Genomic DNA, 15182 nt, shown 5'->3' with positions numbered 1-15182 from the left:
TCGGCAGCCATGCGGCTCCCGGACCATGCAAGTTTGCCGAGACCATCGGCACCCTACCCCTGTGTCCGCCCGGAGCGGGCATGCTGACGCTCCCCGATTTTTCGAACCCCATCGACCAGGACCTGCTGGGCCAGGCGATCGCCCGGGCACCGATGGGCTTCATGCTCTTCGACCTGCGCGGACGACTGCTGCAGGCCAACCAGCGCGTCGAGGAAAGACTCGGTTACTCAAAAGAGCAACTCGCAGGGCTGACCCTGCGCAAGCTCGACTGTGAACTGTCCGATGCCGCGCTCGATGCCCTGCTTGAACGGCTCGCCGACCGGGTCGGTGATCGACCCGAGATTCTGCTCACGCAGCACTGTGATGCCCAGGGTGAAAGCTTTCCGGTCGAGGTCCGCCTGGCGGCGATTGAAATCGACGGCCGGGCGTGCATCGTCATGCTGGCCACGGCGATCACCGACAGCCTGGCGGCCGAACGCCAGTTGCAGGAAAAGGAACGGCTGTTCAACCAGGTCTTCCACGCATCCGAAGACGCCATCCTGCTGCTCGCCGACGACCACTTCATCGATTGCAATGAAGCGGCCGTGCGCATGCTCGGCTGCTCTTCGAAGGCAGACATCCTGCATACCCCGCCCTGGAGCCTCTCACCTGAGCACCAGCCGGACGGTCGGCTCTCGACCGAAAAGGCCCGCGAGGTGATCGAGCTGGCCTACCAAAAGCACTTTCACCGCTTTGAATGGGTGCACCGGCGCGGAAATGGCGAGGATTTCCCGGTCGAAGTCACCCTCACCCTGGTGGAATTGGCCGGTCGGCAGATCCTGCACGTGATCTGGAACGACATTACTGAACGCAAGGCTGACGAGAAGCGGATCGAGGCGTTGGCCCGCTACGACATGTTGACCGGGCTGCCCAACCGCCGCCTGTTGCAGGAGAATGCCGCAAGAGCCATCGCTGCGAGTGCCCGCACAAACCGCCCGGTCGGAGTCATGTACATGGACCTCGACCGTTTCAAGGACATCAACGATACCCAAGGCCACGAAACCGGCGACCGTATGCTCGCCGAGGTTTCCGCGCGGCTCAGGACCTGCCTGGACGATGAACATAGCGTGGCCCGTCTGGGCGGCGACGAATTTGCCTTTGTCCTGCCCGACACCGACATCGTCAGCATGCAGGCGCTGGCCGCTCGAATCGTCGAAATGATGGAAGAGCCGTTCACGATCAACGGCATCAGCACCCGCATCGGCGCCAGCATCGGCCTGGTCAGCTACCCGGAGCACGGTCGGGACCTGGCCGAGCTGCTCAAGCACGCGGACATTGCCATGTATCGCGCCAAGGAATCACAGGAAGGCTGGTGTCTGTTCGCGCCGGAGCAGGCCTTCAACGTGCTCGAACGAGTCAATCTCGAACGCGAGCTGCGCGAAGTGATTGCCGAACGCAAGCTGAGCTTGCACTACCAGCCCATAATCGACGCGCACACGGGCCTGCCCTGCTGTGTTGAAGCGCTCGCCCGCTGGCCGCGACTCAACGGCGAGTTCGTGCCGACACAATTGTTCATCAACATGGCCGAAACGACCGGGCTGATTCAGCCCCTGAGTGAACTGCTGCTGGAAACGGTTTGCGAGCAGGCACGCGAATGGCGCCGCCAGGGTCTGGCGATCCCGATCGCAGTCAATCTGTCAGCGCGCGAACTGCAGGCACCGGACCTGGCCGACCGTGTCCTGGCCACGCTGGAGCGTTACGGCCTGGACGGCTCGGCGCTGGAACTCGAAGTCACCGAAACCACAGCCATGAGCCACGCTTTCGACACGGTGGCCACGCTCTCCCGACTGAAGCAACAGGGCATCCGCATTTTCATCGACGATTTCGGTACCGGCTATTCCTCGCTGAGCCAGCTCAAACGCCTGCCGGTCGATGTCCTCAAGGTCGATCAGAGTTTCGTCCGCGACATGGTCAGCGACCCGGCCGATGCCAAAATCGTCGAGACCATCGTGTTGCTGGCTGGCGCCATGGACCTGCAAACCGTGGCCGAAGGCATCGAGACCGAAGCCCAGTTCCGGGCTGCGCGCAGGCTCGGCTGCGATTTCGTCCAGGGCTATCTGTTCGCCCGTCCGGCCAGCGCCGCCGACATCACCCCCCTGCTCGAGCGCGGCCGCTTCGAACTACCTAACCCCGGTTAAAGCGACGCAACTGCCGCCGCTCCCGCTTGTCCGGGCGGCGCGACGGCCCCTGCGCCGAACCCGCCAGCTTGCGCTCCTCGGCGCGCTGCTCGCGGGCCTTGAGACTGGCTTGCGTCTCGCGATACATGGCCTGGGCCAGGGGTGCAGAAACGCGCCGCTCACCGATCTGCTCGACCACCACCTCGAAGCGAATCTCGCCCTTAGTCACGCGCAACCGATCCCCGCAGCGCACCAGGCGCGAGACTTTCGGCGAGGCATCGTTGATTTCAACCTTGCCGCCCTTGATCGCCTGCTGGGCCATCGCGCGCGTCTTGAAGAAGCGCGCAGCCCAGAGCCATTTGTCGAGTCGTACTGATTGGGACATAAAGATTGATGGAACCGCAGATTTCGCAGATTAACGCAGATTACGAATAAAACTAAGATGACTGATGGAACGAGATCGTCAGGATCGTTTAACAAAGAACGCGAATCTGTCCAGATTACCGTTTCTTGCTTAAGTCAATCTGCGTAAATCTGCGCAATCTGCGGTTTCAATCACTCCCACCTTCAAGACGCTTCAAGCGATCGTTGATCGAGCGCAGTTCGGCGAGCAGCTGGCGGCGTTCCAGGTCTTCCTCATCCTGGTGGATCGACTGGGTGGCCGTGACGATGATGGCGATGAACAGGTTGAGCACCATGAAGCTCGAGACCAGGATGAAAGGCACGAAGTAGGCCCAGACCCACGGCGAGACTTCCATCATCGGCCGCGCGATGCCCGATGACCAGGACTCCAGTGTCATGATCTGGAACAGCGAGAACAGGCTCGCGCCCAGGCTGCCCCAGTAGTCCGGGAACTGCTCGCCGAACAGCATCGTGCCCATCACGGCAAACACGTAGAACACCAGTATCAGCAGCAAAGCCGTCCAGCCCATGCCCGGCAATGCGCGCAGCAGTGACTCGATGATGATGCGAAGTTTGGGCACCTGCGACAGCAGCCTCAAGACGCGCAGCACACGCAATGCTCGCAGGATCTCCAGGGGCCCGGATGTCGGCACCAGGGCAATGCCCACCACCAGGAAATCGAACACGTTCCAGCCGGAACGGAAGAAGCGCGGACCGAAGGCGATCAGTTTGAGCGAGATCTCGACGATGAACACGCCGAGTATGGCTGCGTTGGCCGCAAGCAACACATCCCCGACGCGGTTCATGACCGACGGCGAGGTCTCCAGGCCGAGGATGATCGCGTTGACGATGATCAGCGCGATGATGAAGCGGCTGACACCACGGCCCTCGACCCACCGACCCAGCCGCTCGCGCCAGCCACCGGCGGGGGCCAGCGCCTCGCCGTCAGGCCGAGGCGGCATGATCGTCGTCCGAGTCCTTGTCCTTGCCCAGCGCGCCGACCAGCAGGTCGTTGACGCGCTTCACGTAGGCGGCCGGATCGGCCAGCTCGCCGCCCTCGGCCAGCAGGGCCTGGTCGAACAGCAGCTGCGAGAATTCTCCGAAGCGCTTGTCGTCGCTGGTGTCGGCCATCAATTCGAGCAGCGGATGACCGGCGTTGATCTCCAGGTCGGGCTTGGTTTCGGGCACTTCCTGGCCGGCCTGTCGGAGCATCTTCTGCATCTGCAGGCTCATGGCGTCTTCGTCGCTCACGATGCAGCCCGGCGAATCGGTCAGGCGCGAGCCGGCAACGACATTGCCGACCTGCTCACCCAACACCTTCTTGATGCGCCCGGCCAGCTTCTTCGCCGCCTCGTCCGGCTCGGCCTGGTCGCCGCCGAGATCCAGCTTGCCGCTGGCCACCGACTTGAGCTGCTTGCCCTTGTACTCGTGCAGGTGGGCAACCAGCCACTCATCGATACGGTCGGTCAGCAGCAGCACCTCGATGCCGCGCTTGCGGAAGGCTTCCAGGTGCGGCGAATTCTGCGCCACCTTCAGGCTGTCGGCGGTCAGGAACCAGATGGTGTCCTGGCCCTCCTGCATTCGTTCGATATACGCGTCGAGGCCGACCGATTCATCTTCGGACTTGCTCGAGGCGAAGCGCAGCAGCGAAGCAACCCGCTCGCGCTGCTCGAAGTCCTCGATCACGCCTTCCTTGAGCACGCTGCCGAAAGCCTTCTGGAACTTGTCCCAGGCCTCGCCACCCTCGCCGGCGAGCTTGTCGATCAGGTCGAGCGAACGCTTGATCACCGCCGCGCGGATTTTCCTGACCAACGGATTGTCCTGCAGAATCTCGCGCGAGATATTGAGCGGCAGGTCGGCCGAATCGATCACGCCGCGCATGAAGCGCAGGTAGCGCGGCACCACCTGCTCGGCGGCATCCATGATGAACACCCGCTGGATGTAGAGCTTGACGCCCTCGCGCTCGTCGCGGTTGATCAGCATGTCGAACGGTGCCTGCGACGGCAGGTAGAGCAGCATGCTGTAACGCTGGTTGCCCTCGACGTGGTGATGCGCCCAGCTCAGCGGCTTTTCCGAATCACCGGTCAGGCTGGTGTAGAACTCCTGGTAGTCCTCGTCGGAAATCTCGGACTTTGCCCGTGCCCACAGCGCCTTTGAATCGTTGACCGTTTCCGGCTCGTCATCCTTGCCGGCCTCGGCCAGGCGAATCGGGAAGGCGATGTGGTTGGAATAGTGGTGAATGATGCGCTTGAGCTGCCATTTCGAGAGCAGGTCGGTGTGATCCTCGCGCATCGTCAGCACAATGGTCGTGCCCGGATCAGCGCGTTCGATCGTTTCGAGCTGGTACTCGCCTTCGCCGGTGGAGGTCCAGCGCACGCCGTTCTCGGCCGGCTCATCGGCGCGACGGGTCTCGACGGTGACTTCGCTGGCGACGATGAAGGCCGAGTAGAATCCGACACCGAACTGGCCGATCAGCGCGGCGTCCTTCTGCTTGTCGCCCGAAAGCGAATCCAGGAACTGCTTCGTGCCCGATTTCGCGATGGTGCCGAGGTTGTCGATGATCTCCTCGCGATTCATGCCGATGCCGCGATCGGCGACCGTCAGCGTGCCGGCTTCGGCATCGAAACTTACATCGATCGCCAGGTCCTGGTCGGCGCCCTTGAGGCTTTCGTGGGTCAGCGCCTCGAAGCGCAGCTTGTCACTGGCATCCGAGGCGTTGGAAATCAGTTCACGCAGGAAAATCTCGCGATTGGAGTACAGCGCGTTGATCATCAGCTTGAGCAGCTGATGAACCTCGGTGTCGAACCGGCGGGTTTCCGGGGCGTTGGCTTCACTCATGGCAGCTTCGTTCGCGATTGACTGGACTGCTCACGAAGTGGGCGCAAACGCGTCGTCTTTCAAGTCGGAAGCCACCGGAAAAGTGCGAGATCCCGGATAACGCCTGCGGCGTTTCCGGGATGACAGCATGTCCTAGTCGGTGCCTAGTCCCAATACGTCCTTTCCTTGGCGGAATTTCACATCCACCGGGATGCCGGCTTCATCGATGCGGTCGAGATCGGACTGCAACTGCTCGCCGATCACGCCCAGCTCCTCGAGCATGCGGCCGGCCTTGAGGTAGTCGCCGTCGCCCTGCAGCATCAGGATTTCGCGCGAGAGTGCATCGACCGCCTCGCTGAAGCGATCGGGCACGACGCGATAGTGTCCGTTCTCGTCACGCTCGAAGGCGCCGAAGTCGCGGAAGTAGTTGAAGCGCAGCATGTTGGCCCGGCCGTGGGCACTGGAAGCACCGAAGCGCACCGAGCGGAAGATGCCGGCCAGGAAGGTGACGTAGTAGTCCATGATGTCGCCCTCGATCTCGCCGGCCTCGTGCAGTTCACGCACCATGTAGAGCCCGAGCACATCGGCCTTGCCTTCCTCGTGCGGACTGGCGTGCTCCCTGAGTGCAGCACGCACCGTACCCTGGCCGGCCACCAGGTTCTTGATGCCCAGGCCGTGGGCGACCTCGTGGAACATGGTATTGCCGAAGAAGGCGTCGAAGTTGACGTGTTCGCGCTGGTCCTCGGCGATGACCACCTCGGCAATCGGCTCGAGGATGCGGTCGAACTTGGCCCGCATGGCGTTCTTCAACTGCGAGCGGCGCGTGCCCTGGGCCAGCTGCACTTCCTCGTCGTTGGGCAGGTTGACGGCGATGGTCTTCGAGCCGGCATTGGAATCGCCGGCGTAGTAGACCACGTCGTAGGCATTGAGCTCGGCATTGCTGCCCGGCTGTTCGGCCTTGTAGGGATCCGGTACCGGCAGGTTGCGCTGCAGATCGGGCAGGAACTCGGCAAAGCGCGCCAGGCGCTCGCTCCACTCGAGATCCTTGATCAGCACGTAGGACGAAAAGGCGGCCTTGTAGCCGTAGCGCTGATCCTCGTAGGTCTCGATCGGGCCGAAGATCAGGTCGACCTTGTTGTCCTTGACCTCCAGCCATGCCCGGTCGGAGGCCTGATAGCGGTCGGTACCCAAGGCGCTCGCACGCGATCTGAGGTAGCGTGCAAAGCTCTCGTTCTCGGCCAGCCCGGCGGCGCGTTCCAGCAGTTCGGCGGCTTCGGCCAGCTGATCGGCGTAGAACTCGTGATAAGGCACCACGGTGAGTTCACCGTCGTCGTTGCGGCGAATCAGCGTGTAGAGATCAGCCTTGCGCATGTCTCCCAGTGACTCGAACTCCGGGTGGGTCATGTCGGCCGGGTAGAAATTGGCACCGGCGGGCTTTTCGCCATAGCCGGGCACGAACGGACGGTTGTCGGCCAGGCGATCCCAGGGCCCGTAGTTGATCTCGGCAAATTCGCGCGTGGCCTCGTCATCGATCTCCTCCAACAGGGCCTCGCGATCGCCAAAGGCCTGGTGCCAGAACAGCTCGTCCATGATCAGGCTGGCATCGATCAGCACCGCCACCATCTCGCGCTGGCTGTCGCTCAGATGCGACAGGTCGGATTCGAGCGTGAACTCCGAATAGATTTCCGGTCGCGGCTCGGCCAGAGTCTCAGGTTCGTCTTCTTCGTCGGATGCGGCGCGCTCGGTCTGTGCAGACGACTGTTCGTCAGCCTGCTCAGCGGCCGGCTCGGAACGGGCGCTTTCGGCTGCGTCGTCGGGCGCACCCGCGTCGTCACCACTGCAGGCGGCCAGCAGCAGAATCGGCAGGAACACAATCAGGTACCTCAACATGGCACTCACTCCGGCAAAAATGGGAATGCCGATATTCTAACGCGACATTTGCATCATGCCGCCGGGCCTCGCATAATGACGGGCCTTTCGCCCGGCCCGACTAAAGAAAACGACAAACAAGGCATGCGGCAAGACTATTCAATCACAATTTCCAGCCATCGCGGTTCGCAACATTTCACGCTTGGCCAACGGACACAGCGCCTCATCGCCGGAGCGACGGCCGGGCTGGCATTGGCGTTCATCGGCGGCGCACTGGCCATCGTCCTGCTGTCCGGCCGGGTGGGCGAGCTGGATCGGCAGGTTGCCGGCTTGAGCGGTGACAATCAGCGCATTCAGGCCGACAACCAGCGCCTGACAGCCGAAACCGGCCGACTGCAGGACCAGCTTCGGGAACGCCGACGCGAACTGGCCGCTCTCGGCGGCGAGCTGGGCCGGATCGAGACGCTGGTGGGCCTGCAGCCGAACGACGAGCAGCCCCTGGCCCAGCGGATCGACGTTGCCGGTCGCACCGCCTTCCAGCGGCAACTGATGCTGCGCTCCATTCCCAGCGGCTTTCCGGTCGACTCGGGCCTCGTCACCAGCCGTTACGGCATGCGCCAGCATCCGATCCACGAACAAGAAAGCCTGCACGGCGGCGTCGACCTGCGCGCCAAGCGCGGCACGCCCATTCACGCCACCGCCGACGGCGTGGTCGAATGGGCCGCCCTGCACCGCGACTCCGGCCTCGGCAAGATGGTCAAGCTGGTCCACAATTACGGCTTCTCGACCATCTTCGGTCACCTTGACGAAATCGCCGTCGAAAGCGGCAGTTACGTCAAGCGCGGCGAATTGCTGGGCTATTCGGGCAACACCGGTCAGTCGGCCGCGCCCCATCTTCACTACGAGGTACGCTACCTGCAGCGTCGCCTCGACCCCTCACCCTTCCTGCGCTGGTCGCTGGAAGAATTCGACGTTCTGTTCAGCGAGGAGGATCGCGTTCAATGGGAATCCTTGACCGAAATCGTACGCACGGCAGCGAACGTGCCGGAAACACCGTTGTTGCAGCAGGTACAAAGCTTGTCGGCGACCTCACCCTGAGCGATCACCTGCACATCGACGGTCATATCGAGGGCACGATCCGCTCCGAGGCTGAAATCGCCATTGGCGAGCAAGGCCGGGTCGAAGGCGAAATCGAAGCCGAGCGCCTCTATGTCAGCGGCAGTTTCGAGGGCAGCATTTCGGCCCGACGGCTGGAGATTGTTGCCGGCGGCCGGGTCCAGGGCGATGTGGTGGTCAGCGAACTGGTGATCGAGCCCGGTGGGCAGTTCAACGGCAACAGCCGGATTCGTGAACAGGAAGCGGGATCACCGCGGCAGCTGGCGCATGAATCCAAGACCGCAAAGCCGGCCGACAAGGCCGAAAAGGACGATCAGGCGGCAACCGTGAGCGGCTGAAGCGCCGAAATCATGCGGGCACGGCGCCCAAACGAAAAAAGGCCAGCTCGAAAGCTGGCCTTTTTTCTAGCCCTGGTACCCGGTATCAGGCGCGGGCGCGGCGGCCCGAGCTGGAAAGCTTTTCCTTGATGCGCGCAGCCTTGCCTTCGAGGTCGCGCAGGTAGAACAGCTTGGCGCGACGCACCTTGCCCCGGCGCTTGATCTTGATCGACTCGATCAGCGGGCTGTACGTCTGGAAGACACGCTCGACGCCGGTGCCGTGAGAGATTTTTCGCACGGTAAAGGCGGAGTTGAGCCCGCGGTTGCGCTTGGCGATGCACACGCCTTCGAAGGCCTGCACGCGCTCACGTTCCCCTTCACGCACCCAGAGATTGACCACGACCGTGTCGCCGGCGGCAAATTCCGGAATCTCGCGCTCGGTCTGTTCCTTGTTGATTTCGTCGATGATGTTGCTCATGACTGCGTTCTTCCCGATTGAGCGTGACAGCCCCTTCGCGGGGCAAATAAGCTGGCCATTATAACGTCGTTTTCAGCGCTTGTCTCGCCCGGATTTGGAAAATTCGGCCAGCAGCGCCTCTTCGTCCGGGTCGAGCTCGCGCGTCTGCATCAAATCCGGCCGGCGCCGGCGGGTCCGATCGAGGGACTGCGCCCGACGCCAGCGCTCGACGCGGGCATGGTCACCGCTGAGCAACACTTCCGGCACCGTCTGGCCACGCCAGGTTTCCGGCCGCGTGTAGTGCGGGCAATCCAGCAGACCGTCGGCGAACGAATCCTGTTCGGCCGACTGTTCATGGCCCAACACGCCCGGCAGCAGGCGCACAACCGCATCGATCATCACCGCCGCCGCCGGCTCGCCGCCGGAAAGCACGAAATCGCCGATCGACCACTCCTCGTCGACCAGTTCATCCATCACCCGCTCGTCGATACCCTCGTAGCGTCCGCACACCAGAATCAGTCGCTCGCGCTGCGCCAGGGTCCCGACCCCGGCCTGATCCAGCCGCCGGCCCTGCGGTGAAAGGCAGGCCACCGGCGCCTCGGCACCGTCAGCGCGCGCCGCCTCGATGGCCTTGGCCAGGGGCTCGGGCCGCATCACCATGCCGGGCCCGCCGCCGTAGGGGCGATCGTCCACGCTGCGGTGCACACCGCTGGCGTAGTCGCGCGGATTCCAGCAGTGCAGCGCCACGCGCCCGTCGGCCAGCGCGCGGCCGGTCAGGCCCAGGCCCTTCAGGCTTTGGACCCACTCGGGAAACAGGGTGATGACATCGATGCGCGAGATCATTCCGACTCGGTCCATTCCAGCGGCCAGTCGACGGTAATCCGGCCCTCGGTCAGATCGACCTCGCGTACGAATTCGCCGCTCACGAAGGGAATGAGTACCGGTGAGTCCCCGTCGATTTCCATCACATCGTGGGCGCCGGTTTCCAGCATTCGGGCCACATGACCATAGACGTGGCCCTCGAGGTTGACCACCTCGAGGCCGATCAGGTCGTGCCAGTAGTATTCGTCTGCTTCGGGTTCGGGCAGCGCCGAGCGCGCGACGCGGATGTCTGTTTTGCCAAGCGCAGCGGCTTGTTCGGGCGTATCGACATCACGCAGTTTGGCCACCAGCCGGGGACCCGACCGATGCCACTGCTCAACTTCGATGGATTGGCCGTCGCCGATCAACCAGGGCTGGTAGTCGAAGATGGCGACCGGCGGCCGGGTGTCGGACCAGATCCTGACCCAGCCTTGAACACCCCAGGGGCCGTTGAATCGGCCGACAAGGACCGATTCGTCTGCCGACATGGGTTCAGGCCGCCGACTGGGCCCGGCGTGCTTCGTTGGCCAGATCGCGAACGCGTTCGGAAATCTGCGCACCCTGGCCGAGCCAGTAGTCCACGCGCTCGACATCCAGGCGCAGGCGCTCGTTCTGACCGCGCGCGACGGGATTGAAGAACCCGAGGCGCTCGATGCTGCGACCGTCACGGGCGTTGCGGCTGTCGGTTACCACGATGTGGTAGAAAGGCTGCTTCTTGGCGCCGCCCCGGCTCATGCGAATCTTGACCATGTTCTCTCCTGAATCGCGCCGGAACCATTCCGGTTCCGATGCTTGGCAATTGCTTAATTCGGCAAACCCGCAATTTTAGCCGAAGAAACGCCGAAAGGAAAGCCCGAAACAGCTCTGGAAATACGATTGCAGCCGGCCTTCCCGCTTCGACTATCATGCCCGAAGTTTTCAACGTCTGCATGCCCCTGCCGTGACCGAAACACTACGCTCCCGGATACCGGGCCTGGCCCTGGCCGCTGTAATTGCCGCCGGCGCCTGGCTCATCGTCCGCCTCATCGCCCTGCTGCCACCGCCGGTGGGCAGTCTGCCGCTGTCGATGATGCTGGTGGCCATTCTCGCCGGGCTGGCGCTGGCCGCTCCGGTCAACCGGCGCCCCGGGCTCGAACCCGGCCTGGCCCTGGCCCGCGGCATCATCCTCAAGACCGCGGTGGCCCTGATCGGCCTGCGCCTGAGCCTGGCCGACCTCGGCCAGCTCGGCGCCCAGGCCTGGCCGCTGGTACTGCTGGTGGTCGCCACGGGTCTGCTGGTCACCCTGTTGCTGGCGCGACTGGCGGGTGCCGGCCCGCGCCTGGGTATCCTGCTGGCCGCCGGCACCTCCATCTGTGGTGCTTCGGCGATTGCTGCCACCGCGCCGGGGCTCAAGGCGAAAAGCGATGAGATCTGCTACGCCATCGCCTGTATTGCCCTGATCGGCCTCACGGCGACCGTCCTCTATCCGTGGCTGCTCGAGCGGCTGTTCGAGAGCCCCGAAGAGATCGGTTTCATCCTGGGCGTCGCCGTGCACGACACCGCCCAGGTCACGGCCGCGGCCGCCCTGCACGAGCAGGCCTGGGACGCGGACGGCACGCTGGTGGCCGCCACGGTCGCCAAGCTGATGCGAAACGCCGGCATGCTGATCCTCATCCCGGCCCTGGTCTGGTTCTACACCCGTCGCCACGAAGGCGGCTCGGCCAAGGTGCGCCTGCCGCTTTTCATCGTCGCCTTCATCGCGCTCTCGGGCGCACGCAGCGGCATCGATGCCCTGCTCGGCCCCGACCACGCGCTGTGGAATGACATCCTGGCGGTCGTGGCCCAGGCCTCGATGTTCGCCTTCGCCATGGCCATGACCGCCCTGGCCACGACGGTCCAGCCCTCGGAACTCAAGGCGCATGGCTGGAAACCGGCGGTCGCGGCCGTGGCCGCGGCGGCCGTGATGTTCGGTGTGGCGGTGTGGTGGATGAATTAGGGGCAGCAGAACTGATGACAATCGATCGAACGGCAACGGCATCCGCAACGGCAACCGCCCTCGCCCCCGCCTGCATCGGCAACGTCGCCGTCGGCTTCGACCTGCTCGGGCATGCGATTGAAGGCCTGGCCGATCGCGTAACCGCCCGGCGCGTGGACAAACCCGGGGTGCGCATCGTCTCGATTGCGGGGGTGGCCACCGAACTACCCACCGAAGCGGACGACAACACCGCATCGCGCGCGGTGCGATCCCTGCTGGCCGCCCGGGCACCGGATGCGGGCATCGAATTAACCATCGACAAGGGCATTCCGCTGGCTTCGGGCCTGGCCGGCTCGGCCGCCAGTGCAGTGGCTGCGGTGGTCGCCGCCAACGCCCTGCTCGACCGCCCGTTGGCCCAGCGCGCACTCTACCGGCATGCGCTGGAAGGCGAACGTGTCGCCTCCGGCGCCGACTGCGGAGACAACGTCGGCCCGCAATTGCTCGGCGGCCTGGTGCTGGCCGCCGGCGATGACCTGATCCGCATTCCCGTACCCGAGGGCCTGACCGCGGTGGTGGTACGCCCCGACATGAGCATCGAAACCCGCCAGACCCGGGCCGCGCTGGAAGCCCCATTCGATCTTGGCCTCATCACGGCCGCCCAGGCCAACCTGGCGCGGGTCCTGGCCGGCTGCTACGCCAACGACTTGGGATTGATCCGCAAGGGCCTCGAAGACGTGCTGGTCGAACCACGACGTGCCGGGCTGATCCCCGGATTCGAAGCAGTCAAGCAGACGGCGCTCGATCACCAGGCCCTGGGCGCCAGCCTTTCCGGCTCGGGCCCCAGCATCTTCGCCTGGTTCGCCAGCGCCCCGGAAGCCCACCGCGCCGCCCCGGCCATGGTCAAGGCCTTCGAGCAGGCGAACCTGGCCGCCACCGCCCTCATTTCCCCGGTGGATGCACCGGGAGCAAGGCTGGAGCCAGATTAGCTACGCGGCCAAAAGCACCCAATGTCATCCCGAAATTTGCGCAGCAAATATCCGGGATCTCGCACCTGTCCGGTAGCAATCAGCCAGGCCGTGCCGAACCGAAGCATGCGAGGTCCCGGCTCAGAGGCCGGGACGACACCTTTGAGTCTCAGAGCCCGGCCGCCACGCGCGTGCCTTCGTCAATCGCGCGCTTGGCGTCGAGCTCGGTCGCGATATGGGCGCCGCCGATGAGGTGGACCTTCGCGCCGGCCGCTTCCAGCGGCTCGACCAGTTCGGTGCGCGAAACCTGGCCGGCGCAGATGACGATGTTGTCGACCGCGAGCACCTGGGATTTATCGTCGATGCGGATGTGCAAGCCGTCGTCGTCGACGCGCTCGTAACTCACGCCACCGAGCATCTTCACGCCGTAATGCTTGAGCGAGGCACGGTGAATCCAGCCGGTGGTCTTGCCCAGGCCCTTGCCGTGCTTGGTCGTCTTGCGTTGCAGCAGGTAGACCTCGCGGGCCGGTTCGCCGAAGTTCGGCTCGAGCCCTTCGACCCCCCCGCGGCGCTCCAGGGATTGGTCCACGCCCCACTGCTCGAAAAAGTCCTCGGGCCGAACCTGATCGGGATCCGGCCGGGCCGGCACATCGCCATGGACCAGGAACTCCGACACATCGAAGCCGATGCCGCCGGCGCCGATGACCGCCACGCGCGGGCCAACCGGCTTGTTGTGCAGCAGCACATCGATATAGCCGAGCACCGAGGAATGATCCTGGCCGGGAATCTTCGGATCGCGCGGCAGCACCCCGGTGGCGATGATGAATTCGTCGAAGTCTTCGGCGACCGGACCTTCCACATCGACCGGCGTGTTCAGGCGCAGGTCGACACCGGTGAGCTTGATACGACGGCCGAAGTACCGCAGGGTCTCGACGAACTCCTCCTTGCCGGGAATGCGCTGGGCCATGTTGAACTGCCCGCCGATGCGGTCCATGGCCTCGAACAGCACCACTTCGTGACCGCACTCGGCGGCGGTGGTGGCCGCCGCCAGCCCGGCCGGGCCGGCACCCACGACCGCCACGCGCTTCTTCTGCTTCGCCGGCCGGATCAACAATTCGGTCTCCCGCCCGGCGCGCGGATTGACCAGGCAACTGGCCTTCTTGTTCTCGAACACGTGATCGAGGCAGGCCTGATTGCAGGCAATGCAGGTATTGATCTCGTCGGCGCGGGCCGCGCGCGCCTTGTTGACCCATTCGGCATCAGCCAGGAACGGCCGCGCCATCGACACCATGTCGGCATCACCCCGGGCCAGCACCTCCTCGGCGGTGTGCGGCATGTTGATGCGGTTGGTGGTCACCAGCGGAATCGAGACCGTGTCACGAAACTTGCGCGTGACAAAAGTGTAGGCCGCGCGCGGCACCGAGGTGGCAATGGTCGGAATGCGCGTCTCGTGCCAGCCGATGCCGGTGTTGATGATGCTCGCCCCGGCCGCCTCGATGGCCTTGCCCAGTTCGACCACCTCTTCCCAGCTGTTGCCGTCGGCGAGCATGTCGAGCATGGACAAGCGATAGATGATGATGAAATCGCTGCCGACCGCCTCGCGCGTGCGCCGGACGATCTCCACGGCAATGCGCATGCGGTTTTCAAACGCCCCGCCCCACTCGTCCTCGCGCTTGTTGGTGCGCGGCACCAGGAACTGGTTGATGAAGTAGCCTTCCGAGCCCATCACCTCCACGCCGTCGTAACCGGCATGCTGCGCCAGCTTCGCTGCGCGCACGAAGTGCCGAATCTGCTTCTCGATACCCCTGGACGACAATGCCCGGGGCTTGAACGGATTGATCGGCGCCTGGATTGCCGAAGGCGCGAGCGAAAACGGGTGATAGGCATAACGCCCGGCGTGCAGGATCTGCATGCAGATCCGCCCATCGGCCTCGTGCACGGCATCGGTCATACGGCGATGCCGGCGCGCCTCGAGCCGGTTGGTCAACTTCGAAGCCAGCGGCGCCAGCGAGCCGCGTCGATTGGGTGCGATGCCGCCGGTCACCATCAGACCCGCCCCGCCCTTCGCGCGCTCGACGAAATAGGCGGTCAGCTTCGGCCAGTTCCACACCCGGTCTTCCAGCCCGGTATGCATCGATCCCATCAGGATGCGATTGGGCAGGGTCACGTGCCCAAGGTCGAGCGGGCGGAAGATGTTCGGATAGGCGGTGGAGGCTTCGGTCACGGCGTACCTTGGCGTATGGGGAAGCACTATTATGCCTGTCGGCA

The 15182-nt window shown here is 64.2% G+C and carries 14 protein-coding genes; 5 read left to right on the top strand and 9 right to left on the bottom strand.

From position 1 onward, the window contains the following. Nucleotides 1-80 precede the first annotated feature (80 nt). Nucleotides 81-2177 carry a bifunctional diguanylate cyclase/phosphodiesterase gene (locus G4Y73_RS04760; protein ID WP_164229985.1) on the top strand — a complete coding sequence of 699 codons (2097 nt, stop codon included), beginning with the start codon at nucleotides 81-83 and terminating at the stop codon, nucleotides 2175-2177. On the opposite strand, the gene G4Y73_RS04755 is transcribed toward G4Y73_RS04760, so the two are convergent. From G4Y73_RS04755 to G4Y73_RS04740, 4 genes are all read right to left on the bottom strand, one after another. Beyond that, the gene (locus tag G4Y73_RS04755) at nucleotides 2164-2541 is read right to left on the bottom strand and encodes a S4 domain-containing protein (RefSeq protein ID WP_164229983.1); all 378 of its coding nucleotides are present in this window, start codon (nucleotides 2539-2541) and stop codon (nucleotides 2164-2166) included. The genes G4Y73_RS04760 and G4Y73_RS04755 overlap by 14 nt on opposite strands. Before the next feature lie 166 nt (nucleotides 2542-2707). Next, nucleotides 2708-3520: an ion transporter gene (locus G4Y73_RS04750; protein WP_164229981.1), complete on the bottom strand. Its 813-nt coding sequence runs from the start codon at nucleotides 3518-3520 to the stop codon at nucleotides 2708-2710. Then, nucleotides 3504-5396 (bottom strand): molecular chaperone HtpG, encoded by a 1893-nt coding sequence (gene htpG, locus G4Y73_RS04745; protein ID WP_164229979.1) that lies wholly within the window; start codon nucleotides 5394-5396, stop codon nucleotides 3504-3506. The genes G4Y73_RS04750 and htpG overlap by 17 nt, the downstream gene beginning before the upstream one ends. A 132-nt stretch (nucleotides 5397-5528) precedes the next feature. Continuing rightward, nucleotides 5529-7265 (bottom strand): Zn-dependent hydrolase, encoded by a 1737-nt coding sequence (locus G4Y73_RS04740; RefSeq protein WP_164229977.1) that lies wholly within the window; start codon nucleotides 7263-7265, stop codon nucleotides 5529-5531. A 123-nt stretch (nucleotides 7266-7388) separates the two neighbouring features. On the opposite strand from G4Y73_RS04740, the gene G4Y73_RS04735 reads away from it, so the two are divergent. Both G4Y73_RS04735 and G4Y73_RS04730 read left to right on the top strand, forming a co-directional pair. Next, the gene (locus tag G4Y73_RS04735) at nucleotides 7389-8342 is read left to right on the top strand and encodes a M23 family metallopeptidase (RefSeq protein WP_164229975.1); all 954 of its coding nucleotides are present in this window, start codon (nucleotides 7389-7391) and stop codon (nucleotides 8340-8342) included. Next, nucleotides 8246-8698, top strand: a complete 453-nt coding sequence (locus G4Y73_RS04730) for a polymer-forming cytoskeletal protein (RefSeq protein WP_164229973.1) — start codon at nucleotides 8246-8248, stop codon at nucleotides 8696-8698. Before G4Y73_RS04735 ends, G4Y73_RS04730 begins: the two co-directional genes overlap by 97 nt. An 85-nt stretch (nucleotides 8699-8783) precedes the next feature. On the opposite strand, the gene rplS is transcribed toward G4Y73_RS04730, so the two are convergent. The 4 genes from rplS to rpsP form a co-directional block, all read right to left on the bottom strand. After that, on the bottom strand, nucleotides 8784-9155 hold the full coding sequence (gene rplS / locus G4Y73_RS04725) for a 50S ribosomal protein L19 (protein ID WP_164229971.1): 372 nt from the start codon (nucleotides 9153-9155) through the stop codon (nucleotides 8784-8786). Between the two features lie 72 nt (nucleotides 9156-9227). Beyond that, complete coding sequence (gene trmD, locus G4Y73_RS04720) at nucleotides 9228-9977, bottom strand: tRNA (guanosine(37)-N1)-methyltransferase TrmD (RefSeq protein WP_164229969.1); 750 nt, start codon at nucleotides 9975-9977, stop codon at nucleotides 9228-9230. Continuing rightward, nucleotides 9974-10483 (bottom strand): ribosome maturation factor RimM, encoded by a 510-nt coding sequence (gene rimM / locus G4Y73_RS04715; protein ID WP_164229967.1) that lies wholly within the window; start codon nucleotides 10481-10483, stop codon nucleotides 9974-9976. The genes trmD and rimM overlap by 4 nt, the downstream gene beginning before the upstream one ends. 4 nt (nucleotides 10484-10487) lie before the next feature. Then, the gene (gene rpsP, locus G4Y73_RS04710; protein ID WP_164229965.1) at nucleotides 10488-10745 is read right to left on the bottom strand and encodes a 30S ribosomal protein S16; all 258 of its coding nucleotides are present in this window, start codon (nucleotides 10743-10745) and stop codon (nucleotides 10488-10490) included. 190 nt (nucleotides 10746-10935) lie between these two features. Between rpsP and G4Y73_RS04705 the strand changes: the two genes are divergently transcribed. Further along, entirely contained in the window at nucleotides 10936-11970 is a 1035-nt protein-coding gene (locus tag G4Y73_RS04705) for a putative sulfate exporter family transporter (protein ID WP_164229964.1), read from the top strand. 14 nt (nucleotides 11971-11984) lie between these two features. After that, nucleotides 11985-12935, top strand: a complete 951-nt coding sequence (locus tag G4Y73_RS04700; RefSeq protein WP_164229962.1) for a homoserine kinase — start codon at nucleotides 11985-11987, stop codon at nucleotides 12933-12935. A 148-nt stretch (nucleotides 12936-13083) separates the two neighbouring features. Here G4Y73_RS04700 and G4Y73_RS04695 read toward each other — a convergent pair whose 3' ends face one another. Then, complete coding sequence (locus G4Y73_RS04695) at nucleotides 13084-15138, bottom strand: NADPH-dependent 2,4-dienoyl-CoA reductase (RefSeq protein WP_346426826.1); 2055 nt, start codon at nucleotides 15136-15138, stop codon at nucleotides 13084-13086. Nucleotides 15139-15182 lie beyond the last annotated feature (44 nt).

The organism is Wenzhouxiangella sp. XN201, from assembly GCF_011008905.1.
In the GTDB taxonomy this organism is placed as follows: Bacteria; Pseudomonadota; Gammaproteobacteria; order Xanthomonadales; family Wenzhouxiangellaceae; genus Wenzhouxiangella.
The sequence above is the reverse complement of the archived record's forward strand: the minus strand, read 5'-3'. Positions and strand labels throughout refer to the sequence as shown.

What these genes read in the sequence shown, in the direction of transcription:
- G4Y73_RS04760 (WP_164229985.1), top strand. Translation starts at nt 81, where the DNA reads ATGCTGACGCTCCCCGATTTTTCGAACCCCATCGACCAGGACCTGCTG.
- G4Y73_RS04755 (WP_164229983.1), bottom strand. Translation starts at nt 2,541, where the DNA reads ATGTCCCAATCAGTACGACTCGACAAATGGCTCTGGGCTGCGCGCTTC.
- G4Y73_RS04750 (WP_164229981.1), bottom strand. Translation starts at nt 3,520, where the DNA reads ATGCCGCCTCGGCCTGACGGCGAGGCGCTGGCCCCCGCCGGTGGCTGG.
- htpG (WP_164229979.1), bottom strand. Translation starts at nt 5,396, where the DNA reads ATGAGTGAAGCCAACGCCCCGGAAACCCGCCGGTTCGACACCGAGGTT.
- G4Y73_RS04740 (WP_164229977.1), bottom strand. Translation starts at nt 7,265, where the DNA reads ATGTTGAGGTACCTGATTGTGTTCCTGCCGATTCTGCTGCTGGCCGCC.
- G4Y73_RS04735 (WP_164229975.1), top strand. Translation starts at nt 7,389, where the DNA reads ATGCGGCAAGACTATTCAATCACAATTTCCAGCCATCGCGGTTCGCAA.
- G4Y73_RS04730 (WP_164229973.1), top strand. Translation starts at nt 8,246, where the DNA reads ATGGGAATCCTTGACCGAAATCGTACGCACGGCAGCGAACGTGCCGGA.
- rplS (WP_164229971.1), bottom strand. Translation starts at nt 9,155, where the DNA reads ATGAGCAACATCATCGACGAAATCAACAAGGAACAGACCGAGCGCGAG.
- trmD (WP_164229969.1), bottom strand. Translation starts at nt 9,977, where the DNA reads ATGATCTCGCGCATCGATGTCATCACCCTGTTTCCCGAGTGGGTCCAA.
- rimM (WP_164229967.1), bottom strand. Translation starts at nt 10,483, where the DNA reads ATGTCGGCAGACGAATCGGTCCTTGTCGGCCGATTCAACGGCCCCTGG.
- rpsP (WP_164229965.1), bottom strand. Translation starts at nt 10,745, where the DNA reads ATGGTCAAGATTCGCATGAGCCGGGGCGGCGCCAAGAAGCAGCCTTTC.
- G4Y73_RS04700 (WP_164229962.1), top strand. Translation starts at nt 11,985, where the DNA reads ATGACAATCGATCGAACGGCAACGGCATCCGCAACGGCAACCGCCCTC.